At 38.8% G+C, this 26121-nt stretch carries 24 protein-coding genes; 15 read left to right on the top strand and 9 right to left on the bottom strand.

The features are described from left to right. Positions 1 to 19 precede the first annotated feature (19 nt). The 3 genes from H9649_RS01665 (at position 20) to H9649_RS01675 (ending at position 2170) form a co-directional block, all read left to right on the top strand. Positions 20 to 679, top strand: coding sequence for an amino acid ABC transporter permease (locus H9649_RS01665; protein ID WP_191692904.1), 660 nt, complete (start codon positions 20 to 22; stop codon positions 677 to 679). 25 nt (positions 680 to 704) lie between these two features. Then, a complete protein-coding gene (locus H9649_RS01670; RefSeq protein ID WP_225229603.1) occupies positions 705 to 1454 on the top strand; it encodes an amino acid ABC transporter ATP-binding protein in 750 nt (249 codons plus the stop codon). Positions 1455 to 1612: 158 nt separating this feature from the next. After that, positions 1613 to 2170: a DUF420 domain-containing protein gene (locus H9649_RS01675; RefSeq protein WP_191692905.1), complete on the top strand. Its 558-nt coding sequence runs from the start codon at positions 1613 to 1615 to the stop codon at positions 2168 to 2170. Between the two features lie 47 nt (positions 2171 to 2217). Here the strand turns inward: H9649_RS01675 and H9649_RS01680 are convergent, their stop codons facing one another. Continuing rightward, positions 2218 to 2700: a general stress protein gene (locus H9649_RS01680; protein ID WP_191692906.1), complete on the bottom strand. Its 483-nt coding sequence runs from the start codon at positions 2698 to 2700 to the stop codon at positions 2218 to 2220. Between the two features lie 195 nt (positions 2701 to 2895). On the opposite strand from H9649_RS01680, the gene H9649_RS01685 reads away from it, so the two are divergent. Together H9649_RS01685 and H9649_RS01690 are read left to right on the top strand one after the other, a co-directional pair. Further along, entirely contained in the window at positions 2896 to 3606 is a 711-nt protein-coding gene (locus tag H9649_RS01685) for a DUF421 domain-containing protein (protein WP_191692907.1), read from the top strand. A gap of 85 nt (positions 3607 to 3691) precedes the next feature. Beyond that, the gene (locus H9649_RS01690) at positions 3692 to 4987 is read left to right on the top strand and encodes a purine/pyrimidine permease (protein ID WP_191692908.1); all 1296 of its coding nucleotides are present in this window, start codon (positions 3692 to 3694) and stop codon (positions 4985 to 4987) included. Positions 4988 to 5031: 44 nt separating this feature from the next. Here H9649_RS01690 and mnmH read toward each other — a convergent pair whose 3' ends face one another. Beyond that, positions 5032 to 6063 (bottom strand): tRNA 2-selenouridine(34) synthase MnmH, encoded by a 1032-nt coding sequence (gene mnmH, locus H9649_RS01695; RefSeq protein WP_191692909.1) that lies wholly within the window; start codon positions 6061 to 6063, stop codon positions 5032 to 5034. A gap of 25 nt (positions 6064 to 6088) precedes the next feature. Beyond that, positions 6089 to 7138 carry a selenide, water dikinase SelD gene (gene selD / locus H9649_RS01700; protein ID WP_191692910.1) on the bottom strand — a complete coding sequence of 350 codons (1050 nt, stop codon included), beginning with the start codon at positions 7136 to 7138 and terminating at the stop codon, positions 6089 to 6091. A 203-nt stretch (positions 7139 to 7341) separates the two neighbouring features. Between selD and H9649_RS01705 the strand changes: the two genes are divergently transcribed. Both H9649_RS01705 and dacB read left to right on the top strand, forming a co-directional pair. Further along, a complete protein-coding gene (locus H9649_RS01705; protein WP_191692911.1) occupies positions 7342 to 8760 on the top strand; it encodes an NAD-dependent succinate-semialdehyde dehydrogenase in 1419 nt (472 codons plus the stop codon). Positions 8761 to 8917: 157 nt separating this feature from the next. Further along, positions 8918 to 10405, top strand: coding sequence for a D-alanyl-D-alanine carboxypeptidase/D-alanyl-D-alanine endopeptidase (gene dacB / locus H9649_RS01710; RefSeq protein ID WP_191692912.1), 1488 nt, complete (start codon positions 8918 to 8920; stop codon positions 10403 to 10405). 56 nt (positions 10406 to 10461) lie between these two features. Here dacB and ilvA read toward each other — a convergent pair whose 3' ends face one another. The 3 genes from ilvA to H9649_RS01725 all read right to left on the bottom strand — a co-directional run bounded on the left by ilvA (position 10462) and on the right by H9649_RS01725 (position 12790). Beyond that, a complete protein-coding gene (gene ilvA / locus H9649_RS01715; RefSeq protein ID WP_191692980.1) occupies positions 10462 to 11724 on the bottom strand; it encodes a threonine ammonia-lyase IlvA in 1263 nt (420 codons plus the stop codon). A gap of 167 nt (positions 11725 to 11891) precedes the next feature. Further along, positions 11892 to 12203: a diacylglycerol/lipid kinase family protein gene (locus tag H9649_RS01720; RefSeq protein ID WP_191692913.1), complete on the bottom strand. Its 312-nt coding sequence runs from the start codon at positions 12201 to 12203 to the stop codon at positions 11892 to 11894. Further along, on the bottom strand, positions 12203 to 12790 hold the full coding sequence (locus H9649_RS01725) for a diacylglycerol/lipid kinase family protein (protein ID WP_191692914.1): 588 nt from the start codon (positions 12788 to 12790) through the stop codon (positions 12203 to 12205). Before H9649_RS01725 ends, H9649_RS01720 begins: the two co-directional genes overlap by 1 nt. Positions 12791 to 13184: 394 nt before the next feature. On the opposite strand from H9649_RS01725, the gene H9649_RS01730 reads away from it, so the two are divergent. Beyond that, positions 13185 to 14621: an amidase gene (locus H9649_RS01730; RefSeq protein ID WP_191692915.1), complete on the top strand. Its 1437-nt coding sequence runs from the start codon at positions 13185 to 13187 to the stop codon at positions 14619 to 14621. Positions 14622 to 14711: 90 nt separating this feature from the next. Here H9649_RS01730 and H9649_RS01735 read toward each other — a convergent pair whose 3' ends face one another. Continuing rightward, the gene (locus tag H9649_RS01735) at positions 14712 to 15134 is read right to left on the bottom strand and encodes a MarR family winged helix-turn-helix transcriptional regulator (protein ID WP_191692916.1); all 423 of its coding nucleotides are present in this window, start codon (positions 15132 to 15134) and stop codon (positions 14712 to 14714) included. A 244-nt stretch (positions 15135 to 15378) separates the two neighbouring features. Between H9649_RS01735 and H9649_RS01740 the strand changes: the two genes are divergently transcribed. After that, positions 15379 to 16347 carry a proline dehydrogenase family protein gene (locus H9649_RS01740; protein ID WP_191692917.1) on the top strand — a complete coding sequence of 323 codons (969 nt, stop codon included), beginning with the start codon at positions 15379 to 15381 and terminating at the stop codon, positions 16345 to 16347. A gap of 68 nt (positions 16348 to 16415) precedes the next feature. Here the strand turns inward: H9649_RS01740 and H9649_RS01745 are convergent, their stop codons facing one another. Together H9649_RS01745 and H9649_RS01750 are read right to left on the bottom strand one after the other, a co-directional pair. Then, positions 16416 to 17429 carry a DUF1646 family protein gene (locus H9649_RS01745; protein WP_191692918.1) on the bottom strand — a complete coding sequence of 338 codons (1014 nt, stop codon included), beginning with the start codon at positions 17427 to 17429 and terminating at the stop codon, positions 16416 to 16418. Positions 17430 to 17564: 135 nt separating this feature from the next. Beyond that, entirely contained in the window at positions 17565 to 19058 is a 1494-nt protein-coding gene (locus tag H9649_RS01750; RefSeq protein WP_191692919.1) for a peptide MFS transporter, read from the bottom strand. A gap of 383 nt (positions 19059 to 19441) precedes the next feature. On the opposite strand from H9649_RS01750, the gene H9649_RS01755 reads away from it, so the two are divergent. The 6 genes from H9649_RS01755 (at position 19442) to ehuA (ending at position 25955) form a co-directional block, all read left to right on the top strand. Then, on the top strand, positions 19442 to 21328 hold the full coding sequence (locus H9649_RS01755; protein WP_191692920.1) for an ABC-F family ATP-binding cassette domain-containing protein: 1887 nt from the start codon (positions 19442 to 19444) through the stop codon (positions 21326 to 21328). 18 nt (positions 21329 to 21346) lie between these two features. Further along, positions 21347 to 22480 carry a virulence factor gene (locus H9649_RS01760; protein ID WP_191692921.1) on the top strand — a complete coding sequence of 378 codons (1134 nt, stop codon included), beginning with the start codon at positions 21347 to 21349 and terminating at the stop codon, positions 22478 to 22480. A gap of 353 nt (positions 22481 to 22833) precedes the next feature. Then, positions 22834 to 23721, top strand: coding sequence for an ectoine/hydroxyectoine ABC transporter substrate-binding protein EhuB (gene ehuB, locus H9649_RS01765; RefSeq protein WP_318241635.1), 888 nt, complete (start codon positions 22834 to 22836; stop codon positions 23719 to 23721). Positions 23722 to 23812: 91 nt separating this feature from the next. Continuing rightward, positions 23813 to 24475, top strand: a complete 663-nt coding sequence (locus H9649_RS01770; protein WP_191692922.1) for an amino acid ABC transporter permease — start codon at positions 23813 to 23815, stop codon at positions 24473 to 24475. After that, the gene (gene ehuD / locus H9649_RS01775; protein WP_191692923.1) at positions 24472 to 25158 is read left to right on the top strand and encodes an ectoine/hydroxyectoine ABC transporter permease subunit EhuD; all 687 of its coding nucleotides are present in this window, start codon (positions 24472 to 24474) and stop codon (positions 25156 to 25158) included. Before H9649_RS01770 ends, ehuD begins: the two co-directional genes overlap by 4 nt. Before the next feature lie 17 nt (positions 25159 to 25175). After that, positions 25176 to 25955 carry an ectoine/hydroxyectoine ABC transporter ATP-binding protein EhuA gene (gene ehuA / locus H9649_RS01780; protein WP_191692924.1) on the top strand — a complete coding sequence of 260 codons (780 nt, stop codon included), beginning with the start codon at positions 25176 to 25178 and terminating at the stop codon, positions 25953 to 25955. Positions 25956 to 26121: the final 166 nt, after the last annotated feature.

Genomic DNA, 26121 nt, shown 5'->3' on the forward strand with positions numbered 1-26121 from the left:
TTTAAAGGAGTTCATATATATGACAATCGATTATTTACTATCTATTTTAAAACCTATGTTAGAAGGAGCCCAAGCGACAGTACTTCTTTTCCTTATTGCTATCATTGTGTCGATTCCACTGGGATTTCTTTTGACGTTAGCTGTAAGAAGTGCGATAAAACCGTTAGCATGGCTTGCAAATGCATACATTTATCTGATGCGTGGAACCCCATTATTACTGCAACTTCTATTTATCGTCTTTGGTTTACCGCTAATTCCGGTCATTGGGGAATATCTCGTATTAGACCGATTTGTCGCAGCTTCGATTGGTTTCATCTTAAACTATGCAGCATACTTTGCGGAAATTTTTCGTGGAGGACTGCTTGCTATTGATAAAGGGCAATATGAGGCTTCCAAAGTGCTTGGACTGAATAGATGGCAAACAACGACACGAGTCATTTTGCCGCAAATGATCAGAATTGCATTGCCAGCAGTTGCGAATGAATCAGTTACGCTAGTTAAAGATACAGCATTGTTATATGCAGTTGCAGTGCCTGAGTTGCTGCATTTTGCACAAACAGCAGTCAATCGCGATTTCACGATAATTCCGTTTCTCATAGCAGGTGTCATTTATCTTCTCATCACTTTATGTTTGACGCTATTCTTTAAGTGGTTTGAAAGACGATTACGATTTGATTAATAAAACCTCTAAGGGAGTGAGTACTATGGCAATTCTTGAAGTAAGTAACTTGAAGAAGTCATTTGGACAACTTGAAGTGTTGAAGCAGATCAGCTTTGAAGTAAATAAAAACGATGTCGTTGCAATAATTGGACCATCAGGTTCAGGCAAAAGCACGATGTTAAGAAGCCTTGTCCATTTAGAAGAAATTGATGGAGGAAGTATTGCAGTAGACGGAGAATTTATCGTCAATGATGGTGTTTATTCGAAACCACAGCAATTAAAAAAGATCGCTTCTAAAATGGGGATGGTTTTTCAACATTTTAACTTGTTCCCTCATTTAAGCGTACTCGAAAATCTTGTACTGGCACCTAAGCTTCTAAAACAGGGGAGTACGACTGAACATCGGGAACGTGGATTGGAATTGTTAGCTAAAGTCGGACTGTCGGACAAAGCGGATGTCTTGCCAGCAAAGCTTTCAGGAGGACAAAAGCAACGGGTCGCTATAGCTCGAGCGTTAATGCGCAATCCCGAAATATTATTGTTTGATGAACCGACTTCTGCACTCGACCCGGAGTTGACGGGCGAAGTGTTGCAAGTGATGAAAGATCTTGCGAAAGAATCGATGACTATGATTGTTGTTACACATGAAATGGAGTTCGCTAGAGATGTCGCCAATAAAGCGATATTCATGGATAATGGGGAAATTATTGAATCGGGAAGTCCGAGTGAGTTATTGACGAACCCTAAAAGGGATCGTACAAAAGCATTCTTGCACCGTACTGTTCGTAATTAGTAATAGATTAGGAAAACACTTCTAACTTTTATTGGCTGAAGACTTGCTCTTCGGCTTTTTTTATATTGAATTTGACAACACTGTGAAGTTGACTTTGTTTAGATAGAAATATGGTACACTACAAAGTGATATAGAGGATAGAAAGGGATGTACTTCTTATGAATCAAGGAACAGGAATACAATCAGGCAAGCCGTTTAAAAAAAGAAATTATAAACCTGCAATTATTATCTTGTCAGTTGTGTTGATAGGGATCATTGGATTACTCTCTGGAAGAAGGGGAGTAGAAGAATTCACTGCATTTGATATTACGATTCTTCCTATGATGAATGCAATATTCAACAGCTTTACATTTCTATTTCTTGTTGGTGCATTAATTGCGATTAAGAAAAGGAATATTAATGTCCATAAAAAATTCATTTATGCAGCATTCGTGACAACAAGTCTTTTTCTCGTGACATATGTATCATACCATTATTTAGCACCTTCCACTCCGTACGGGGGTTCAGGGGTTCTTGCAGGCATTTACTTTTTTGTTTTGATTACGCATATAGTATTGGCGGCAGCAATTGTACCACTTGCTTTGACGAGTGTGGCACGCGCATGGAATCAAGAACATGAACGTCATCGTAAAATTGTAAGGTGGACTATGCCGATATGGTTATACGTCAGTTTTACAGGAGTGCTCGTTTACGTAATGATTTCTCCTTATTATTAATACAGAAAAGGCTGTCCCGCAAATGCGGACAGCCTTTTAAATTTCATTTATACGAGTGGTCGATCAGGATAGTCCATGCGGTTATCAGGACGTGTATATTCACCATCGACTAATACGAGAATTTTACCTTCATTGAAGTATTCGTTATAACGATGTGCTTCCTCTTCAGGAATACCCATACCGATTAGAGCTCCAGCGAGTCCACCAACACCAGCTCCTGCTGCAGCACCAGTAATTCCTGCAACGATTGGTCCAGCTGCAATAATTGGTCCAATCCCTGGAATGGCTAATGCTCCAATACCGAGCAATACGCCGCCAAGTCCACCTAGGACACCGCCAGTTGCAGCACCTGTAGCTGCACCGTCAGCTGCGTGTGTACCTGTCTCTTCTTGAATGTGATCGACTTGGTTGCTATCTTTACTAATAATTGAGATGTCATCTGAAGTGTAACCTTGTGCTTTTAGATCCTCAATTGCTTGTACCGCTTCTGCTTCCGTGTGATAATAGCCTACTACGTGTCGTTGTACCATAATAAAACGCCTCCTGAGTAATGTTATTATTCTTCGATTGCTACTCTAGAAAATACCCTATGATTATAGTTTGAAACATTACAATTGTTACAAAAGCAATTATGTTATTCATCATATATGATTCTAATGCTGAAAGATTATATCGAACTATTAACGGGTATTTTTTATCAAGACGATAAGCAAGGAGTGATTGCAATGGAATATTTGATGAATGGAATAAAACTTCTTATTGGCTTGATTGCATTCATGATAGTCCTTAGATTACTTGGAAAGAAGCATTTATCTGAAATGACGCCATATGACATTGTCTATCTTATAATGTTCGGAGGTATTCTAGAAGAAAGTCTTTATGATAGTAAAATCAGTGTTTGGATGTTCCTCTTTTCATTAGCGGTTTGGGTGTTGGCAATTTTTTGTATCGAAAAATTGGTCTATCGGTTCGATCTATTGCGTGTAGTGATTAAAGGGGAGGCTGATCAAATTATTTCAGATGGCTTGATCAACGAAAAATTATTCAAGAAAAATCAACTTGAGATGGAGCAATTACGAACAATGCTTCGACAGCAAGGGATTTTTTCATTGCGGGAAGTTCGTGATATGTATATCGAACCTGGTGGTCAAATTTCCATTAATACCTATGCAAAATATAAGGCAGTACAAAACGGTGATTTGAATATCGATAAAGAAGAGGAGGAACCGAGCGTTCTCCTTATAGATGAAGGGGAAATTAAACAGGAAGTCCTACATGCAATTAGAAAGACTGAAGCTTGGTTGTTAAAAGAACTGAGTGCTTTAGGCTATGATTCATATAAAGAAATCATTTATTGTGAATGGTCCGAAACAGAAGGTTTCTTTGTAAAGGGTTATGAAGACACTTTATATGAAGACAGTAATAAACCGAGCTAAAAATTATTAACACTGGGATTTACTCTTCTAAATGGTATACTATAAAACGAAAAAGTAATGACTCCAAAGTGGTAGAGGTGTAAGAATGAAAAATTTACTTGGTGGCATTCAGTGGGCTGTGTTCCTGATTGCATCATCCATAGCAGCACCAATTGCCATTGCCCACGTCTTTGGCATGGATTCCGGCGAGACGACATTGTTCATACAACGGACGATATTCGTTCTCGGTGCGGCTTGTCTTATCCAAGCATTTATCGGTCACCGGCTGCCGATCAATGAAGGGCCAGCAGGATTATGGTGGGGGATATTCGTTGTTTATGCTGGAATGGTTGGTGTTATGTATCCAACAAGTTCAGACGCGCTTCAAGCTCTTCAAAGCGGAATGATTGTTAGTGGCTTTCTGTTTATCGTGTTGGCCCTCACGGGAGTCATTAACAAAATGAAAAAACTGTTCACGCCAGCTATTACATTCACATACTTAATGTTGCTGATTCTTCAATTGAGCGGCACGTTCTTAACAGGCATGGTCGGTGTCGATTCTTCAGCGGATCGTGTGGATGGCGTTTTATTCCTAGGGAGTCTGGCTGTCGTTCTCGTGACGTTTTTAACGATGAATCACAAAATCCCTTGGATTTCGAGATACTCTGTATTGATATCTATCGCAGTAGGTTGGATTTTGTTTTTAGCTGTCGGGAAAGCGACTTTCATTACACCTGACATGGATAGCTTTATCCGGCTGCCAGATGTATTTGTTTATGGAAAACCTGTTTGGGATACGGGTATAATTGTGACGGCATCTTTCATTACATTATTACTCATTGCAAATATGATGGCTTCCATTCGAGTGATGGAAAGCCTATTGAAAAAGTCATTCTCTGTAACACCTCCTGATCGAATGAAACAAGGATCGATCGCATCTGGTGTGAATCACCTTCTTGCGGGACTATTTTCCGCCATAGGACCAGTTCCTATTTCAGGAGCTGCAGGATTTGTCGGAGCCACGCGTTTGTCTTCGTTAAAACCTTTTATAATAGGCAGTGTTCTCATCATGGTGATGACGATTTTCCCATCAATTATGTCGGTGTTCGCAGCTTTGCCGCCAGCAGTCGCCTATGCGGTCACATTTGCGATTTTCACTAAAATGGTTGAAATGGCATTCCTCGAACTTGCTGGAGAGAGCAATCAGTTGAGAGCGTATAAAACGGCTGCAATTGGCTTAATGATTGGGGTTGGAATTATGTTCATCCCCCAACAGAGCATGGCCAATTTGCCACAAGCCTTCTCAGCAGTTCTTTCAAATGGATTAATAATCGGAACAGTTATTGCGATTTGTGTAGAACAGTTTTTGCTTTGGCGGGAGAGTAAACAGCTTCATAATTAAAAGAAAAGCCATTCATCGAAAATTCGTTGAATGGCCTTTTGCATTTAAAATGTGGGAATTAGTTTTATAAGCTGATTATATGCATCATCAACTGATGTCGCCTTGATAACTATGTTGCTGAAATGTGGTTCTTTCGCTGAAGAAAATTCATAGCGGGGATCATAATAATGTTTAAGCAACAATGTTACGGCTTTTTCAAAATTATTTTCAGCTAATGCTTGTTCGATTTCGTTTGCAATCGGCACATGAATTCTTCTTTTGATCATGTTGAATGCTTCAATAAATTTTTCTGGCGATGTCGTCGGATCGTAGTCTTCCAAAATGATTTTCACACGCTCCTCGACAGGGAGCTGGATAAAGATTTGGACACCTTTCTCTTTTTTATCAAATAGAAAAGGGTGGACGAGGATTTTGCCGATTCGTTTGCTTTCACCTTCAATAAACACATATGGACAATTTTTCACTTTTTCGATTTCAGATAGTAAAAGAGAGTCGAATTTCTTCTGGTTGTTAGGAATAAGACCGATTTGTCCAAAAATGGATCCGCGATGTCCCGCTAGATTTTCTAAATCGAGGATCGGGTATCCATCTTTCGCGAGGCGATGCAGTAAAACGGTCTTTCCGGATCCGGTGTAACCGTTTAACACAATGAGTTCAGGCTCAAATGTTGCCTCTTCTAACTCTTTTACAACCCATTGTCGATATGTACGGATTCCGCCACTGAGCCGAGTTGCATGGATGCCCATTAAATCGAGAACTGTTGCAGCCGTCTTACTGCGCATCCCTCCACGCCAGCAAAATACTGTCATCGAAGTTTCAATCTGCTTGAACGCGTTAATGAAAGTCGGTAGTTTGGCCGCAAAGACTTCTAAACCACGCTGAGTTGCTGCTTCTTTACTAACCTGCTTATAAAGCGTTCCAATTTCTGCTCGCTCTTCATCTGTGAAAACAGGAATGTTAATACTACCAGGAATAGTCGATTCTTGGAACTCCGAAGGGGAGCGCACATCAATGAGCGTGTGGGGCTCCCGTTGTTTTTGTACCAGTAAGTCATCTAATGTTATATCTCGAAACATTTACATTCACCTTCTATTATAGGGGTCATTCAACAATAATTTTTCCTTCTTGGCCGTTAGTCACTTCACCGATAATAGAAGCATTAACGCCTTTTTCTTTTAATTCACGAATCATTTGATTGACTTGATTAGCGGGTAGTGAAATAAGAAGCCCGCCTGAAGTGACAGCGTCGCACAGTATGTAGCGATCAATCTGATCAAGCTCATCAGAATACGTTACGTCATCTGCGACATGTGCATAGTTATTCTTTGTACCACCAGGAATTTTACCAGCTTCAGCAAGTTCTTTCGTTCGAGGTAAAACAGGAACATCGTTTGCAACAATGTGAATGGACACTTTGCTCGCCTTTGCCATTTCAGTCGCGTGACCAAGCAATCCGAAACCAGTTACATCAGTTGCTGCATGGACATCGTAGGATGACATTACTTCAGAAGCAGTTTTGTTCAACGTTGTCATAACCGTAGTCACCTGTTTCACTTCTTCATCAGACAACAAACCGTTCTTCAATGAAGTCGTGTAAATTCCAACGCCTATAGGCTTTGTCAGTACTAGCTTGTCACCAATTTGTGCTCCAGCGTTCGTACGGACTTTATCCGGATGAACTGTTCCTGTAACTGCTAGTCCGAATTTCGGTTCTTGATCATCAATCGAATGTCCACCAACTAGTGTAACGCCCGCTTCGATTAATTTATCTCCCGCACCTCGCAAAATAGCAGAGAGTATACTCTTCTCCAAATTAGCAATCGGGAATGCAACAATATTAAGTGCAGTTATCGGCTTACCACCCATAGCATATACATCACTTATCGCATTTGTTGCAGCAATTTGTCCAAAATCGTATGCATCATCTACAATAGGAGTGAAAAAATCGAGTGTTTGTACAATTGCAAGATCTTCAGTCAATTTATAAACACCCGCATCATCACTCGTATCTAAACCGACGAGTAGATTAGGATCATGTGGAGAAGGAGGAAGCGAGCGTAAAACTTCCGATAAATCGGCAGGTCCAATTTTACAGCCGCATCCTCCTTTCGTGGTTAATGTTGTTAATTTTACAGTTTCAGAATTACTCATTTAACGAACCGCCTTTCAAGCAATTTTACATTATTTAGTGTAACACAATCACTATCATCAAGCGCACTTCAACGTTCTGTCGTATGAATTTATAAAAACCACTTTTTTGGCAAGATACGTATTTTCAGAACATCTGGACTGAAATTCGGAATTATTAATGGTACATTTGTACAAAGAAGCTATAAAATCTAGGAGGTAATTAGATGAAGACATATTCAATGATCATTAATGGTGAAGAGGTAGGATTGAACCTTTCGACAATAGAGGTCATCAATCCCTCAACTGGTCAACCTATTGCGACGGTCCCTAAAGGAGGAGCACATGAAGCAGAAAAGGCAGTGGATGCAGCGTTTGCAGCTTTTGAGCCATGGGCAGAGCTCACCGTATATGATAGAAGTGCTTATTTAATGAAGTGGCATCAATTGATTGCTGAACAGACGGAAGAGTTAGCAACAGTTATGACAGAAGAACAAGGAAAACCATTAAGCGAGGCGAGAGGGGAAATAGATTATGCGAATGGATTCATCTCTTTCTATGCCGAAGAAGCTAAGCGAATTTATGGGGAAACGATACCATCAAGCAATCGCGACAAACGTATTATTATCCATAAGCAACCAGTGGGCGTAACTGCAGTCATTACACCGTGGAACTTTCCAGCAGCAATGATTACTAGAAAAGTTGGGCCCGCTCTTGCAGCGGGTTGTACAGTCGTAATAAAACCTGCAGGTCAGACGCCCTTAACTGCTATTAAATTAGTACAGTTGGCTAAACAAGCAGGTATTCCGGATGGTGTGATAAATGTCGTCACGGGCAAATCAGGCGAAATTGGTGATAGCTGGCTTGAAGATTCTCGAGTACGAAAACTGACATTTACGGGTTCAACAGAAGTAGGCAAATTATTAATGCGCGGTGCGGCAGATACAGTGAAGAAAATCTCTTTGGAATTGGGTGGACATGCTCCAGCGATTGTCATGGATGATGCAGATATCGATAAAGCGGTAAAAGGAGTATTAGCTGCTAAATTCAGAAATGCTGGTCAAACTTGTGTGTGTGCTAACAGAATTTATGTCCATGAATCGGTTGTTAATGAGTTTTCAGAGAAATTTGTTGAAAGTGTAAAAGAACTTAAAATTGGAGATGGCAAAGGAGAAGGCGTAACGATTGGCCCTCTCATCGACAACGCGGCAATCGAGAAAGTGCAAAGTCATGTGGATGATGCAACGGAAAAAGGAGCGACAGTAGCTATTGGTGGCAGAACATTGACTGGTTTGTTCTATGAACCAACTGTATTAGTTAACGTAACGGATGACATGAAATGCATGACAGAAGAAACGTTTGGTCCGGTTGCACCAATTACAACATTCAAGACGGAAGATGAAGTGCTACATCGAGCAAATGATTCAATCTATGGACTCGCCGCTTATTTATTTACTGAGAATCTCTCTACAGGCATTCGGATGAGTGAGAAGCTTGAATACGGTATCGTAGGATTAAATGACGGAAAGCCATCCACTCCACAAGCGCCATTTGGTGGATTTAAACAAAGTGGACTCGGAAGAGAAGGTGGACATCATGGAATTGATGAGTATATTGAAGTGAAATACATATCCGTCGGCCTATAAAACAGTTGAAAAGACATTCAATGAGTTCATTCGTTGGATGTCTTTACTATTGGAGGTAGTTGGTTCAAAGTAGCTTTAAATAGAAACTAATAAACTATATATTAATTGTTAATTAAATGGTAGACTTATAGCGTCAACCTAGAAGGAGGGGGAATATTTGTTTTTGAGAAAAAGTGCAATGGTCTTTATGGCTGTTGTCATGTCGTTAGCAGCTGTGTTCACAGTGCTTCCCGTACAATCGGAAGTTCATGCCTCAAGTCCCTATGAGTCTTTGGAAAAAAAGATAAATGTATTGCTGAGTGATGCATCCATGAATTCTGTAATCAGTAGTGTTGCGATTCGGAAAGCTTCTACTGGTGAAATCATTTATGAAGCAAATGCAGACCGTAAAGTAACACCAGCATCAACATTAAAGTTGTTAACATCTGCTGCCGCACTTGAAACTTTAGGTGAAGAATATCGATTCACGACTGAATTACTGACGGATGGTAATGTAGTGAATGGTGTATTAAATGGTAACTTATATCTTAGAGGACAAGGAGATCCGACACTTTTGAAATCGGATTTGGATAAGTTTGCAACACAATTATCAGCGATTGGTATTAAAAAAGTTAACGGTCATCTTATCGGTGATGATACTTGGTTTGACTCTGTCCGATTGTCACCAAGCATTGAAAAAAATGATGAAACGCATTATTATGCCGCTCAGATTTCCGGACTCACACTTTCTCCTAACAATGATTATGACGCAGGTACAGTTATTGTGAATGCAAAACCTACAAAAAATGGTTATAAAGCAAAGGTGTCGATGTCGCCTGAAACAAATATTGTTTCTATCGTCAATAAATCGAAAACAGTCGCAAAAGGGAACCGAAATACATTGACTATAAAACGTCAACCTGGAACAAATAAAATTGTCATTACAGGTAATGTGCCAGTTGGTAGTTCCGGCAAAAGAGAATGGGTGACGGTTTCAAACCCTACAGCATATACATTAGATGTATTGAAAAAATCACTTTCTTCAAAAGGGATAAAATTTGCACCTTCTACTCAAGTGTTACGTAGACAAGCTCCAGCAAGCGCAGAGGTTCTTGTGACTAAACAATCTATGCCACTTAAAAGTCTTATGCGTCCATTTATGAAACTGAGCAATAACACACATGCTGAAACATTGGCGAAAACAATGGGGAAGCATGTATATGCTGATGGCAGTTGGGACGCTGGTTTGCAAGTCATGCGAGAATATGCAAAATCAATCGGATTAAATTCGGCGGAATGGACTTTTGAAGATGCATCAGGTATGTCTCATAAAAACAAGGTTTCATCAGCACAACTAACTGAGCTCCTATACCTTGTTCGCAATGCTCCTTGGTACGGAAGTTTTGTACAAGGGTTACCTGTTTCCGGAATGCCGGAAAGATTTATCGGTGGCACTTTGAAAAACAGATTGTCTGGAAGTGCTGTTAAAGGCAAAGTGATTGCTAAAACAGGTAGTCTGAATCACGTTAACTCGTTGGCGGGTTACGTGGAAACTGCAGAGGGTGAAACACTTATCTTCAGTATACTGACACAAAATCAGAAAAAGAGTACAATCCCAACATTAGATCGAATAGCAAACGTCATTGTAACGACTTCAACAAAATGATGAATTTTAAAAAATCCGACAAACGAGCTTTAACGCTCAATTGTCGGATTTTTTATTTAGATAAGAAGTTCAAACAAAGTGCTGTCTTTATTTACTTCTGTGAATGGAAAACCATTTTGCTCCATTCGTTCCAACAATCCGGGGTGATCTTCTTTTCTTTTTAATTCAATACCGACTAGACCGGGACCATTTTCTTTATTATGCTTTTTCGTATACTCGAATGTTGTAATATCATCATCAGGTCCTAAAACTGAATCCAGGAATTGACGTAAGGCACCAGCCCGTTGTGGGAAGTTAATGATAAAATAATAGAGCAAGCCTTCGTGAAGTAGAGATTTCTCTTTAATTTCCTGCATACGTCCAATATCATTATTGCCACCACTAATGACACAGATGACCGTTTTACCTTTAATTTGTTCTTTATACATATCAAGGGCAGCAATTGGCAAAGCGCCTGCAGGTTCTGCGATTATCGCATGCTCGTTATATAATTCCAATAGGGAAGTGCATACTTTACCTTCAGGTACACTAACGATGCTGTCTACGTATTTGTTGCAAATTTCATAAGTCAGCTGTCCTACGCATTTTACTGCTGCGCCATCAACGAACTTGTCAATCGTATCCAAAGTCGTCACTTCACCATTTTTAATGGACGTTTTCATGCTCTGTGCGCCTTCAGGTTCTACACCAATCATTTTAGTTTGTGGTGATAGATTTTTTATATATGTACTTATACCTGACATAAGACCGCCGCCGCCAATGCTGGAAAAAACGAAGTCTATTGGTTCTTCTACATCATTCATAATTTCGACTGCAACTGTCCCTTGTCCGGCAATAATATCTTTGTCATCAAAAGGATGGATGAAAACCCGATTGTCCACTTCTGCACAATTCATAGCATGTGTGAACGAATCATCGAAAGTGTCTCCGACGAGAATGATTTCAACAAATTCCTTTCCAAACATCCTTACTTGGTTAACCTTTTGTTTAGGAGTTGTTTGTGGCATGAAAATTTTACCGCTAATTCGTAAATGAGCGCATGCATATGCAACCCCTTGCGCATGATTTCCTGCGCTAGCACAAACGATTCCTTTTTCTTTAGCTTCAGTTTCTATCCGTTTAATTTTGTAGTAAGCTCCTCGTAGTTTGAAGGAACGGACATGTTGTAAATCCTCACGCTTAATATAAATAGTACAACCGTACTTTTCTGAAAGTCTTTCGTTTTTTTGCAATGGCGTATGTGCAACAACATCTTTTAGCAATTGGTTTGCAATAAGTATGTCTTCCACAAGAACCTTTTTCGGATGTGTATTTAACATTTTGGTCATGTGCTCATTCCTCCGTTGTCATAATGAAGATTTTATCATAGTAACATGAAACGGATGAGAATGAAACAAGTATTATCTAAATTGTAGATGTATTTAAATATAAGACAATTCATGGTCGTTCTGTAAGCGTTTTCTTTATGAAAAAAGAATTATATCTATTAATCCGTTTTAATGATCTTTAAAGCTTTTTCATTAATAGTAATGACAGTATGAGTATATTCATATGTTTCACCGTCAATAACTAAAGGAACTGGCTGATCTGTTTGGATAACAATCTCTTTGCCTTTTGTATAATGCACTTTCTTATCCGAAATCTGTATTCCTTTAAGCAATCTAGGGAAGAGTTGTGTCAAGACTTTAAACCGCTGCGCATCATATAAAGCAGTCACGTGAATCCAACCGTCTTGAGGGTCCGCGGTCGGACAAATAGGCATACCGCCACCGTATTTTTTTACATTTCCACACGCCACTAACCATAATTCGGAATGTAAGTGGTTTTCCCGTCCACATATACGCTTCCGAGAAAAGGTCTAAATGTTAATAATTCCATTACGGCGGCAATTGTATAGGCGGAAGAACCTTTGTTAATCTTGTTTAACCATCTTTTATAGAAAGACTTATCTGCGCGTTTACCAATCTTTGCATCAAGTCCTATGCCGGCTACAGTAATTCCGAATAATCCATTGATATTCAAAAGATCAATCGTGATTTGTCTGTTTTCAAGAAGTTTCTTTACAAATGTTGGTATGTCTGAAGCTAAATTGAAGTTCCTACAAACATCATTACCAGAACCTGCCGGCAATATAGCCAACGGAATTTGTGTATGAGCAAGTTTTTGAATTACTGAGCTTATTGTCCCGTCTCCACCAATAACTACAAATGCTTTTACTCGTTTAGATTTGATTTTTTTATCCATATATTTATAAGTAGTTTCATTATCAGTACATGTATGTATTTCATAAGATATGTTCATGTCATTAAGTATAATTTGAAGTTCTTTCCATTTGGTAAACGCTTTTCCGTTTCCTGATTTTTGGTTAATTAAGAAGATATACATTGTTCCCCTCCGATTCTACTTCAAGTTTAGCATAATCAGTAACTATAGTAGATTAATTTCATAATGACGGTTATTGCAACTCCTTGTGGTGCATGCTTTTTATGTAAGTGAAATTCAAAGGAGATGAATACTTTGCAAAAATGGGATAGTAGGCCGGAAAAACCTGATTCGGGACAATGGATGGCACTAGTTTTTGTTTCCATTATCATCCTCATCGTCCTATTCGCGAATCTTCTTTGAGTTAAAAATGAAAGGTGACCGGACAAACTTGAAGCGAACGGTTTTTTGGTCATCTTTTCATTTAATGAATATACGAGTGAACAATTTTGTGTCTTGAAGTAATATTCATTATAATGAATAGAATGAATTGTTTTTAAAAGGGGGAGCTAGGAACTTGAATAATGTAACGTTATTAACAAACAGAATATCGATTTTGGATGCGGATGCAACACAAATTAGTGAATGGATTAGAACTAAAGAGTTTTCTGTAGTTGAAATTACAGAGACCTACATTGAACATATTAAAGAAAAGCAGCCAGTGATAAATTTCATGACAGAAGACCGATTTGAAGAAGCGTTACGTGAAGCGAAAGATGCGGATCATAAGATGGCAAATAGAGAAGCTAAAGGTAGACTGTTCGGTGTTCCGATTAGTATGAAGGAGTCTTTTGATGTCGAAGGGATGCGGACAACGGGTGGTTTAATTAGACGAAAGAATAAGATTATAAACAAAGATGCAGTTGTGGTCAGTAAGTTAAAAGCTGAAGGTGCAATCATCCTTAGTAAATCAAATACTCCGGAACTGTGTTTTTGTCAAGAAACTGACAATAAATTGTATGGAAGAACTAATAACCCGTGGAATGTAAAAAGGACTGCCGGTGGATCAAGTGGTGGAGAAGGTGCTGCAATTGCTGTAGGCTGTGCTGCGGCTGGTCTCGGTTCGGATATAGGTGGTTCAATCCGTTTTCCTAGTCATTTTAACGGGGTGATCGGTTTTAAATCGGGTAACGGACAAGTTTCACAGACGGGCAGTTACCCTTTTGTAGAGAATGATTGGCAACAGCGAATGTTAGGCATCGGTCCAATCGCTAAATCGGTTAGGGATGCAAAATTAATATATGAAATCATTTCTGGTAGAGAGTTACTAAAAAAACACTTAACTAACTATACGATCAACGTTTTTCGTACGACTGAATACCCGATTTCAAATAAAACGACTTTATTGCTCAATGCTATTTACGTGAATTTAAAAAGAAAATTTCATACAGAGAGGGAACTTGTTCCATTACTAAGTGAATCAGCTTTACTATGGCAGGAAATCATGTCAATAGATGGTGGGAACTCTACCAAGCAAGATGCATTTGGACGAGAAGAAGGCAATCCGTATGGAGAATATGTAAAGGAACTGATAAAAGGGACTTCAAAAATTCATCGTTACCTATCTTGGGCTATGATTGGTGCTTCTTTATTTAAACCGTCTGCAAAAAGGGTGGAAGAAATGAGGAGAGCTCTGCGAGAAGGAGATGAATTGCTTGATACCTATCTTGATAATCGTTTGTTGATCTTGCCGGTTTACCATTCTGCAGCTCCTTTACATGGAAAAGTTTATAAAGAAATATTTTCAATTAGAAAAACGTACCAAGATTATATGCCATTCACTGCCTATGCGAACACATGGGGACTGCCTGCTTTAACAGTTCCTATAGGTAAAGATCATGATGGAATGCCTATTGGGCTACAGATTATCGGTAAAATAGGACAGGAAGACGCCGTATTTTCATTAGGTGAATATATTGAAAAAGAATTTGGCGGGTATTCCAGAGCGAAATAGTAATTTAGTTGATATTAAAATTTAAAAGCCGACAGATGAGCATGCTATCTTATCTGTCGGCTTACTAATTGCCTTTTATGAGGTTATAAATTATTTCAACGTTTGATTCAACTTAGTATAAATTGCTAGCAAAGTAGTTTGTTCTTCTTCCGATAAATGGGAAAACAGATCCTTTCGGACAATATGACCATTTTCTTGAGCTTCAGTAAGAACTTCTAAACCTATTTCAGTGAGTGACCAATAGGATGTGCGACGATCTGTTTCATCTTGTCTTCTTGAAATTAACTTCTGCTTCGTCAATTTTGTAGAGAGATGAGTCAAAGAAGCTGGAGTGAAGTTTAGGTTCTTCGCTAAATCTGACGGTCTGCTTTCTCCGTGTACGCTAAGTTCATGCAATACTAAAATATGAGAAATTCCAAGATCTATTGTAGAAGCTTGGCGCCAGCGGACTAGCATTTTATGTGTTACTTGTTCAATGGTATGTAGTAATTCAAATATCGTTTTCTGTGACACGAAAAAACCCCCTTTTTGTATTAACATCGAAAATCGTCCCATAATCATTTAACCACAAAGTTTAATGATAAACAAAGTAATTGTGCGATAGTAGTGAAAGAGAGCAATTGTCCAATACTATTGTTAATGACGATTATTGGAGACAAATAGTTATGGTTTAGACCGCTTAAAATCGTGTTTAATTGACAAGGCTATGGTATAATTCTTGTTGAAAATAATAATATTTTGTCGAGGAGTTATGGAAATGTTAAAAGATTTCTTTATCGGTCTATCTCAAAATCAGTTTTTGAATAGTGCAGCGAAAAAGTACGGCTTAAAATTAGGTGCGCAAAATGTCGTTGCGGGAACTAATATTGCTCAAACGATTGAGAGCATCAAAGAATTGAATAGACACGGCATCTCATGTACAGTGGACAACCTCGGTGAGTTTGTTTATGAAAAAGAAGAAGCTACGGATGCGAAAAATCAAATCCTTGCTGTCGTAGAAGCTATTCATGAACACGAAGTCGACGCCCATATTTCGTTGAAACCTTCCCAATTAGGATTGGACATTGATTATGAGTTCTGCAAATCGAACATTCAGGAAATTGTGTCAGCGGCACACAAATACGGAATATTTGTCAATTTTGATATGGAAGATTATGCTCGTCTACAACCTTCTTTTGATTTGTTGGATGAACTTTCTGTTGACTACGATAATATTGGAACGGTCATTCAGGCATATTTCTTCCGTGCTGATGAAGATCTCCACAAGCACAAGAATTACCGTCTTCGAATTGTAAAAGGGGCTTACAAAGAGCCTGCAGAATATGCTCATCAGGATAAAGCGGCTATTGATAAGCATTATATCGAATTGATCGAATGGCATTTATTGAACGGTAAGTTCACATCCATTGCTACGCATGATCATAATGTCATTAATCACGTGAAGCAGTTTGTTAAAGAAAATAACATTCCAAATGATAAATTTGAATTCCAAATGCTTTATGGCTTCCGAAAAGATATGCAGTTGGAATTGGCAAAAGAAGGTTATAATTTCTGTACGTATGTTCCTTTCGGCCAAGACTGGTACGGCTATTTCATGCGTAGACTTGCTGAAAGACCACAAAACATGAACCTTATTGTGAAGCAGGTTTTCAATAAGAAAACGAATACGATGATTGGTTTAGCTGCTGGTGCATTTGCTCTAGGTAGAATGACAAAAAAGAAATAAAAATAAGATGAAAAACCGTCTATTCTGATGAATAGGCGGTTTTTCATCTTGCAAAGAAGAAATTCTCGTCAAGAAAATACGATAACGATAAAATATACAATCATGGAAAGTAAACCGACAGGAACACCGATACGTGCCCATTCAATGCTTGTAATTTGTAATTTTCCTGCAGCTATTATATTGGGAATATTACCAGGTATTAACATGCCGCCACTAATAATTAATCCGAGTAAAATGGCTTGAATCGTAGACTCCGACATTTCAGGACTGATTTCCGCTGCTACTAGAGTAGCATTATCTAGAACGGCAGAAACCATATTAATCCAGTAAAGTGCATAGAGATTAATGTTCAAAAGGAATCGCTCAATGAATGGCTCGAAACCTGCTCCGAGTAATGTTAAGGCCATAACGAAAATATATACTTTAATGCCTCGTATGATGATTTCTGGTATTGTTTCTAATTTATTTCTAGGAGCAATTCCAAGTTTCCGAGCAGGCTTTCTGACAATAATAGCAGCCAAAATTCCAAATGCAAAAATTCCTGGAATAATTTGGACGCCTAATAGTTTTAATAAGTAAAAGAATGTCTCATTCATTTTACTCGTTGCAATTGTCGACAATGGTTCTCCAACAGGTGTCAAAACTGCTCCCATACCAATTGAAAAACATGTAATAACGACCATGCGAATTTGATCTTTTCTTGATAAATTGAGCACACTTACAATTGCAACTAAAATAATAGCGGCGATTATAGCTGTAATGACACTTGAGACTATACCTAAACCGATGACGATAATCGCAACGAACAATGGAAAAGGCATGTGTCGAGAGACGTACCTAACAACTTTCTCAAAAGGTTTCTGAAATAAGCGGAATAGGAGTCCTGCTATTATAACTGCAAACGTAATGTTGATAGGATCACTTAGTGCGGTAGATAGTAACTCCTTATTTAACACACCACTAATAACGACAGCCAGTACGCCCATTGTGAATAGAAATGATTCCAAATTGCTTTCAATGCTCTTTACTGCAAAAGGTAATAATAAAACCATTACAAGAACGATAGTTAACCCGAAATACATTTAACACCTCATCTCTGGCTATCATAATTTTTCAACGTATAGCTTAGTCTATTCAATTTAGTTTCATAATAGAAATTAAGTCGAAAAAAGCATACCCGGAAAGGGGTATGCTTACAATGCTCTCTATTTGAAAGGTTAACGGACACCTTTCATGTATCGTAAAATGATAGGCGAAATGAGGAAAAGTATAATACTCAATACAATCGCTATTCCACCGATAATACCAAAATACATCATTTCATTTTCAGGTGAGTAATATTGAACAATCTGGGCATTCAAAGCTTGTGCCGCAGCATTGGATAAGAACCATAAACTCATTGTTTGTGCGGAAAACGCAGCAGGCGCTAGTTTCGTCGTTGCCGATAGTCCAACAGGAGACAAGCACAGTTCACCGAGGACGGCAATGAAAATACTTAACACTAACCACATTGGGTTAACAAGTGCATCCGTTCCGCCTAAATAGCCTGGCACTAAAATGACAATGAATGAAATACCGGCAAGTAAAATACCGAATGAAAACTTTTGTGGTACAGTCGGTTGTTTTCTGCCCATTTTAATCCAAAGCCAAGCAAAAACAGGTGCTAAAATAATAATGAACAACGGATTTAAAGATTGGAACCATGCTGGAGAAATATGGAATCCGAATACATCCAAGTTTGTACGTGTATCCGCATACAATGCAAGAATTGTTGAACCTTGTTCCGCAATCGCCCAAAACATGACGGACGCAAGGAATAATGGAATATACGCTAAAATTCTCGACTTTTCGTCTTTAGTAGTCTTATTACTTCTATACATATAGAAGAAATAAGAGAATGGAATTAGGAAGCCTAACACACCTACGAACTTAATGAATGAGTCGAATGTCAACCAGCCTCTAGGTATGGAAATGGCAATAAGCGCTCCTAGAACCAAAACAACTGAAATGACGATTTTTATCATACGATTTCGCTCTGTCGGACTTAATGGATTAGCGATTTGTGTCCCTGCTAAGCCTAAATTCTTTTTCTTTGTAAAGACGAATAGAAGAAGTCCGAAGAACATTCCTACAGCAGCTAGTCCAAAACCTAGGTGGAAATTATATTCTAGACCTAATGTTCCGACAGTTAAAGGTGCAATAAAGCTACCCATGTTAATACCCATGTAGAAAATACTGAAACCTGAATCTTTACGAACATCATCGTTACTGTAAATATCTCCAACCATTGTGGAAACGTTCGGTTTTAGAAGTCCTGTTCCGATAACAATAAGCACCATCGAAATGAAGAACATCGTCAATGATCCAGGCATAGCCAGAACAATATGACCGAGCATAATAAATATTCCACCGAAGAAAACAGCCCTAGAAGTACCAAAAATACGGTCAGCGAGCCAGCCACCGATAATACCTGACATATACACTAATGAACCGTAAATCGAGACAATGGCGAGTGCCGTATTTTTGTCGATTCCCAAACCACCTTTAGACACTTCGTAATACATGTAAAAGGCGAGGATTGCTCTCATACCATAATATGAAAAGCGTTCCCAAAATTCTGTAAAGAATAAAGTGAATAGCCCTTTAGGATGGCCAAAAAATCCAGTTTGAGGAACACTTTCAACAATTTCTTCTTTCTGCAACCGTGTCATTGAGTACACTCCTCCCTTACTGCTTATCATTATACGAAATAAGTAATTTACTTGTCAAAACTAAATTCACTGAAGATAAAATATCGATTAATGGCGAATTAGCAGTATTTTTAGACCTTTGGATTATTTTAGGGGATAATATTATGTTATATTATAATAATTAATTTATAGATTTTTCTAACTGTTGACGATGATTTGAATTCTAAATCGACGTTTGTATGTTGCCCGGTAACAGAGCTTCAATACAGAAATTAGACTTATGTGTAGTTGTTCTTAGTTTGTAGGTGAAAAGGTAAATGGCGTTAAAAATACGTTCGCATATAAAAAAAGCTCGATATGAGCTATTATGGACATATGCAGTTACTAGAAATGGATGTGTTTGAATGAGTCAATTAATTATGGAAAACTTAACGAAAACGGTCGGGGAGAAAACCCTTTTCGAAAATATTGCTTTCACAATCGTTGAAGGTGAGAAAGTTGGCCTAATCGGTATAAACGGTACTGGAAAATCAACGCTTCTATCAATTATTGCAGGAACCGAAGAAGCGGACAGCTTGAATAAAGAGCATCCAAACAAATACAGCATTTCGTATTTGCCCCAAGATCCTATTCTTGACCAAGAACTTACCGTCATGGAAACGGTATTTACATCAGCTGCTCCAGTCTTGAAAGTGAATTTGGCATATGAGCATGCACTTATCGCGTTGACTGACGATCCGATGTCCACAGAAAACCAGGAACGGTTTTCACATATGCAAAACGAGATGGATAATAATTCTGCGTGGGATTTAAATACGAAAGCGCGTATGATCTTAACCAAATTAGGAATTGATTCCTTTGATAAGAAGATGGGAGAACTTTCAGGTGGGCAGCAAAAACGCGTTTCATTGGCAAAAGTACTCATAGAGCCGGCAGATCTGCTATTACTAGATGAGCCGACTAACCATCTTGATGTCCAATCCATTAAATGGCTACAAGATTATTTGAAAAATGAATCAGGGGCTGTCGTTTTCATCACACACGACCGTTATTTCCTAGATGAAGTATCGACACATATTTTTGAGTTGGCGGACCGGACACTTTACTCTCATACAGGGAATTTCGCAGATTACTTGGAATCCAAAGCCATCAGGGAAGAAATGTCTGAAGCGACGGATGCGAAGATGCGCAATCGCTATCGAACAGAGTTAAAGTGGATTCGTCGCGGAGCGAAAGCTCGATCGACGAAACAGAAAGCCCGCATCGGCCGTTTTGAGGAACTTGAAGAGAAGGTATCCAAAAACGATCATTCAGGAGAAATGGATGTTGCACTGAAGACTTCGCGCCTTGGTAAAAAAGTGATCGAAGTTAAGGAGATATCAAAGTCTTATAACGGTAAAGTGATTATTAACGGTTTTAGCAGTCTTTTGCAGTCAGGCGATAGAATTGCAATCGTAGGGCCGAATGGGGTCGGCAAGACGACGTTGATGAAAATGTTTGCTGAAGAGATAGAGCCCGACTCAGGTCATATCGAAAAAGGAAGTACAGTGAAAATCGCCCACTTCCATCAGCAACTGCCGAAAATGGAGGAGAATAAAAGAATTATTGAATATATTAGGGAAACGTCCAATGATATCGAGGATGGCAATGGTGTCCGTATATCGGCGACCCAGATGCTTGAGCGATTCTTGTTCCCTAGCTCCGCCCATGGCACTCCGATTGGGAAATTATCTGGTGGAGAAAGAAAGAGACTTTACTTGTTAAAGTTGCTTATGGAACAACCGAATGTTCTATTGTTAGATGAACCGACAAATGATCTTGATATCGAAACGCTTTCAGTGCTTGAAACGTTTATCGATTCGTTTGCAGGTGTTGTACTCACAATCTCGCATGATCGCTTCTTCTTAGACAGGACGTCAACAAAATTATGGGTACTTGACGGATCAGGTGAAATTGAAATTTCCTTCAACACATATACCGATTTCCTGGAAGAAATGAGTTTTAAGAAAGCTCCACAGGTTGCGATAAAGAAAGAAGCAGTTGAAGTTGTTCCGGCTCAAACTAATCAAAAGAAAAAAATGACATATGCTGAGAAGAAAGAATGGGAAACAATCGAAAAAGATATAGAAACAATTGAAGGCCAAATTTGTGATGCTGAGTCGAAGATGATTGAATTTGGCTCTGACTATGACAAGTTAAGTGATCTTCAAAAGCAGTTGGACGCATTAAACAGTAAATATGAACAGCTTATTGAGAGATGGACGTATTTGCAGGAAATAGCTAATGCATAATAAGAGGAGTGATTTAAAGTGAAAATAGTAACAATCGAACCTACACCAAGCCCAAACTCAATGAAAATTATAGTCGATGAAGAGCTTGCATCGGGTATCGGACGTAATTATAAGAAGGAAGATGAGGAAAGTGCACCTTATCCGATTTCGGGAATACTTGCAATTAAAGGCGTAAAAGGAATTTATCATGTAATGAATTTCATGGCTGTTGAGCGAATAGGTAATGTACAGTGGGAAGATATTCTTGCCCAAGTTCAAGCTGTTTTCAATGATGAACATAGAGAAGAAGATGAGGCGGACGAGGAAATTGTTATCGATAATTATGGAGAAGTGTATGTGCACGTGCAAACGTATAAAGATATCCCTTTGCAAGTGAAGGTGTTTGATAGCGAATCTGAACTGCGTTTTGGATTACATGAGCGCTTTGTAAGTGCGATGGAAAAAGTTCATAGTTCGGAAGTGGAGAACTATATTCTTTTGCGAAAATGGGCGGATTATGGAATACGTTACGGCGATAAAAGTGAAATAGGCGATACAGTTGTTGCTGAAGTGGAAGCCGCTTATCCTGAAGAACGATTAAAGGAAATTATCAATCGATCCGAAGAGGATAGGCAGTCTCAGGATGCTGGAAAAGTAAAAGTGACACTTGCTCAATTCGAAAATGATGAATGGGAAAAAAGATTTCAACTCATTGATCAAATGCCTGATCCTGATTTATCTGATTTGCCTCTGCTCGATAAAGCACTTGATGATGAAAAGATGTCAATAAGACGCCTTGCGACCGTATATCTCGGCATGATTGAAGATGAATCGGTCATTCCTTATGTAGAGAAAGCACTAGTCGACAAAAGCTGGGCTGTACGTCGAACAGCGGGTGACTGCATGAGTGACTTAGGTTTTGTTGGATTTGAAGATGCTGCTATTAACGCTTTAAAAGACAAAAATAAGCTTGTAAGATGGCGTGCTGCTATGTTCCTTTATGAAGCAGGGACTGAGAATGCATTGCCTGCTTTAAAAGCGGCTGAGAATGATTCTGAATTCGAAGTGAAACTTCAAATCGGAATGGCGATTGCCCGTATATCTGAAGGTGAAGAAGCGAAAGGTTCTGTATGGAAACAAATGACTGAAGCGCGTAGTGGCGGTAATCGCTGAATCTGATTGGTAAATGAAATAATTGTCGAATCATCGACTGCTGAAGGCTTTTTCAGTGGTCGATGATTTTTTTATTTTTATATTAATGTGGTTATGAAATCCGATGAAATTCAATCTCGAAATGGAAAAAATAATATAAAAGAGAACGGTTACATTTCAAATTAAGTAATACACATAAAATATTCCGAAAAAAATTTTTCTTTAGTAATTGTTGATACTAAAGGGTTTAAAAAGGTTCGCTTGGTTGCTTAAATGTTAAAGCAACCGATAATGAGTTGATGTTTAAAATTACCTATGATAGTCTGTAAACTATCGAACTACAATGTTTGATTAAAAAATAAAGGAGGAAGACTGTGAGAAAATTCAAGTTTAGTATTTTGGCCATGGTAGTTGCATTAATTCTTGCCGCATGCGGCAGCAAAGAAGGATCTTCGGCAAGCGGAGACAAAGGTTTACTGGATTCATTGAGAGATAAGGGTGTAGTAAAAGTAGGCTTCGCAAATGAGAAGCCATATGCATTCGAAGATGATAATGGTGAGTTGCAAGGAGGAGCAGTTGCAATCGCAAAAGCTGTCTTTGAAAACCTTGGTATAGAGCAAGTGGACGGTAAACTATCAGACTTCAGTAACTTAATACCTGGACTCGGTGCGGGGAAGTTTGATGTCATCACAGCGGGAATGGCAATTACACCTGATCGTTGCGGAAGTGTTGAATTCGGTGAACCTGAAATGCAATACGGAGAGGGATTGATCGTTGCAAAAGGGAATCCTGAAAATCTTCGCAGTTATGCTGATATTGCTGCAAACCCAGATATTAAAGTAGCAGTCATGAGTGGAGCAACTGAAAAAGACTTCATGATGCGTGAAGGTGTGGATGAGAAGCAAATTATGATGGTGCCTGATATTCCTGCATCATTTGCTGCAGTTGAGTCAGGACGTGCACATGCAACAACAGGTACGGAAATGACGATTAAAATGGCCTTGGAATCAGCGAATCAAGATAAACTTGAATTCGTCGAGGATTTTGAACAACCGGATATCGAAGGAGTACCAAGTTACGGCGCTGCAGCATTCCGAATTGACGATGATGAATTAAGAGAGGCCTATAACGCTGAACTTAAGAAATTGAAAGATGAGGGCAAGATTGCTGCACTAATTGAACCATTCGGATTTACAGAAGAAATGAACGTAGTGGATCCGGCAATTACGACTGAAAGTATTTGTAGCGGTGAAAATTACTAAGCAGGATAAACGGGGGTCACGCCTTTTTAGGTATGACCCCTAACCTCTTTACCTTGTAAAAAACCACTAGAATATAATTGGAGTTGTTTGTATGAGTTCAATACCCGATATATCCCTTATCTTACTGAAAGGTTTAAAAGTAACCCTTATTGTACTAGTACTATCTATGATGCTTTCAACGATAATAGCGTTAGTTGCAGGTCTCTCGAGAGTGTCAAATAATCGTCTATTAACAGGCTTTACGAAATTTTATGTAGAGATATTTAGAGGTACATCATTAATCGTACAACTTTTTTGGTTTTCCTATGCATTGCCGGGCTTATTCAATATTCATTTAGGCAGCGATATTTGGGTGGCTGTTTTGGCAATTTCGTTAAATTACGGAGCGTATATGTCTGAAATTGTAAGAGGAGCGATTTTATCAGTCCCACCTGGACAAACAGAAGCTTCAATCGCTTTGAATCTATCACGATTTCAAAGGATGCGTCATATAATCATTCCACAAGCAATTCGGATGATGTTGCCGGAATACGGTAATTACTTAATACAAATATTAAAAGCGACATCACTAGTATCGCTTATCGGTTTAACCGATTTCTTGTATTACGGGAATATTTACAGAAGCACACATCTGACTGAAGCACCGACTGTTTATATACTCATTCTTATCTTTTACTTTCTTCTTGCCTTACCGCTTATCGGATTTACGAGGAAGATGGAAAAAGTCGCTAAGAAAGGAGTGGTTCACGGATGACTTGGAGTTGGGAAGTATTCATTGAAACAATCCCCTTGATATTCAAAGGTCTGTGGATTACTCTCGGACTGACGATTGCGTGCTATTTATTTGCGATGATTGCCGGTTTCTTCTGGGTATTCATGAGTCGTATTCCTATTAAGCCTGTAAATTGGCTATTTAGATGGATTGCTGAGTTTATAAGATCGACTCCACCTCTTGTGCAGCTTTTTTTCATTTACTACGCTTGGCCAGTCGTACCTGTTATTGGCGTGACACTTAACCCGTTTGTAGCAGCGATACTTGGTCTTGGAATACATTTCAGTACGTACACATCAGAGGTTTATCGTTCTGGTATTGAAAGTGTTGATAAAGGCCAATGGGAGGCATCAACAGCACTTAACTTATCGACTGCGCAAAAATGGAGATATATCATTTTACCTCAAGCTATACCACCGACGATTCCGATGCTTGGAAACTATTTGATCATCATGTTCAAAGAAGTTCCTTTGGCTTCAACAATCGGTGTTGTCGCGATGTTACATTTAGCGAATGATTATGGAGCACAATATTACAAATATGTTGAGCCTTTAACAGTCGTCGCGTTATTCTTCCTTCTATTAAGCTATCCATCTGCACTGCTTATTAGCAGATTGGAAAAGAAGTACAATCGACGCTTTGATAAAAAGACGGCTACATTATAAAGTGAAGGAGAAATCTCATGGAAGAACCAATTGTACAATATAAAGATATCCATAAATCATTCGGTGATGTGGAAGTTCTCAAAGGCATTGATCTGGACATTCTACCAGGCGAGAAAGTTGCTTTGATCGGACCAAGTGGTTCGGGTAAGACGACAATTATCCGATTACTGATGACGTTGGAGCAACCGACTTCGGGAATAATCGAAGTGAATGGGCGTAATCTATGGCAGATGACAGATAAAAAAGGTGAATATATTGAAGCTGATGATAAACACTTGCGTAGTATCCGTGGAGATATCGGTATGGTGTTCCAACACTTTAATCTTTTCCCTCATATGACTATACTGGAAAACTGTATGCTTGCTCCGACAATCGTCAGCAAGAAGGATAAAAATGAAGTGCGGAAAACAGCACTTGAAATGTTGGATAAGGTCGGTCTTTCCGATAAAGTGGAGTTATATCCAAATCAGTTATCAGGTGGTCAAAAACAACGAGTCGCAATGGCTCGTGCTCTAATGATGAGACCTAAAGTCATGTTGTTTGATGAAGTGACATCCGCACTTGATCCGGAGCTTGTAGGTGAGGTCCTGGAAGTGATACGGGATCTTGCAAAAGCAGGGGATATGGCGATGATTCTCGTCACACATGAAATGGATTTTGCACTAGATATAGCCGATCGTGTATTGTTTTTAAATGAAGGCGTTATTGAAGAGCAAGGAGATCCAAGAGAAATTCTTGTCACACCGAAAAGTGCTCGGCTGAAAGATTTCTTAGTCAGATTTACAACGAATCGATAAGTGTGTATGTTGTGAAGGATGAACGAAGACAGTATTAAAGTGAAATCTGTCTTCGTTTTTTTGATTTACGCATAATTTTATTATGTAAACTAATTTAGTGTTGCTTCTTGGTTGTGAAAAGATGTAATTACGACGCTGACCATGTAAAATGAGTGTGAAGAAATGA

The organism is Sporosarcina quadrami (assembly GCF_014836615.1).
In the GTDB taxonomy this organism is placed as follows: Bacteria; Bacillota; Bacilli; order Bacillales_A; family Planococcaceae; genus Sporosarcina; species Sporosarcina quadrami.

Bases quoted from the DNA above. Each gene is read 5' to 3' on its own strand.
- H9649_RS01665 (WP_191692904.1), top strand. From the start codon at position 20: ATGACAATCGATTATTTACTATCTATTTTAAAACCTATGTTAGAAGGA.
- H9649_RS01670 (WP_225229603.1), top strand. From the start codon at position 705: ATGGCAATTCTTGAAGTAAGTAACTTGAAGAAGTCATTTGGACAACTT.
- H9649_RS01675 (WP_191692905.1), top strand. From the start codon at position 1,613: ATGAATCAAGGAACAGGAATACAATCAGGCAAGCCGTTTAAAAAAAGA.
- H9649_RS01680 (WP_191692906.1), bottom strand. From the start codon at position 2,700: ATGGTACAACGACACGTAGTAGGCTATTATCACACGGAAGCAGAAGCG.
- H9649_RS01685 (WP_191692907.1), top strand. From the start codon at position 2,896: ATGGAATATTTGATGAATGGAATAAAACTTCTTATTGGCTTGATTGCA.
- H9649_RS01690 (WP_191692908.1), top strand. From the start codon at position 3,692: ATGAAAAATTTACTTGGTGGCATTCAGTGGGCTGTGTTCCTGATTGCA.
- mnmH (WP_191692909.1), bottom strand. From the start codon at position 6,063: ATGTTTCGAGATATAACATTAGATGACTTACTGGTACAAAAACAACGG.
- selD (WP_191692910.1), bottom strand. From the start codon at position 7,138: ATGAGTAATTCTGAAACTGTAAAATTAACAACATTAACCACGAAAGGA.
- H9649_RS01705 (WP_191692911.1), top strand. From the start codon at position 7,342: ATGAAGACATATTCAATGATCATTAATGGTGAAGAGGTAGGATTGAAC.
- ilvA (WP_191692980.1), bottom strand. From the start codon at position 11,724: ATGTTAAATACACATCCGAAAAAGGTTCTTGTGGAAGACATACTTATT.
- H9649_RS01725 (WP_191692914.1), bottom strand. From the start codon at position 12,790: ATGTATATCTTCTTAATTAACCAAAAATCAGGAAACGGAAAAGCGTTT.
- H9649_RS01740 (WP_191692917.1), top strand. From the start codon at position 15,379: ATGTTAAAAGATTTCTTTATCGGTCTATCTCAAAATCAGTTTTTGAAT.
- H9649_RS01745 (WP_191692918.1), bottom strand. From the start codon at position 17,429: ATGTATTTCGGGTTAACTATCGTTCTTGTAATGGTTTTATTATTACCT.
- H9649_RS01750 (WP_191692919.1), bottom strand. From the start codon at position 19,058: ATGACACGGTTGCAGAAAGAAGAAATTGTTGAAAGTGTTCCTCAAACT.
- H9649_RS01755 (WP_191692920.1), top strand. From the start codon at position 19,442: ATGAGTCAATTAATTATGGAAAACTTAACGAAAACGGTCGGGGAGAAA.
- H9649_RS01770 (WP_191692922.1), top strand. From the start codon at position 23,813: ATGAGTTCAATACCCGATATATCCCTTATCTTACTGAAAGGTTTAAAA.
- ehuD (WP_191692923.1), top strand. From the start codon at position 24,472: ATGACTTGGAGTTGGGAAGTATTCATTGAAACAATCCCCTTGATATTC.
- ehuA (WP_191692924.1), top strand. From the start codon at position 25,176: ATGGAAGAACCAATTGTACAATATAAAGATATCCATAAATCATTCGGT.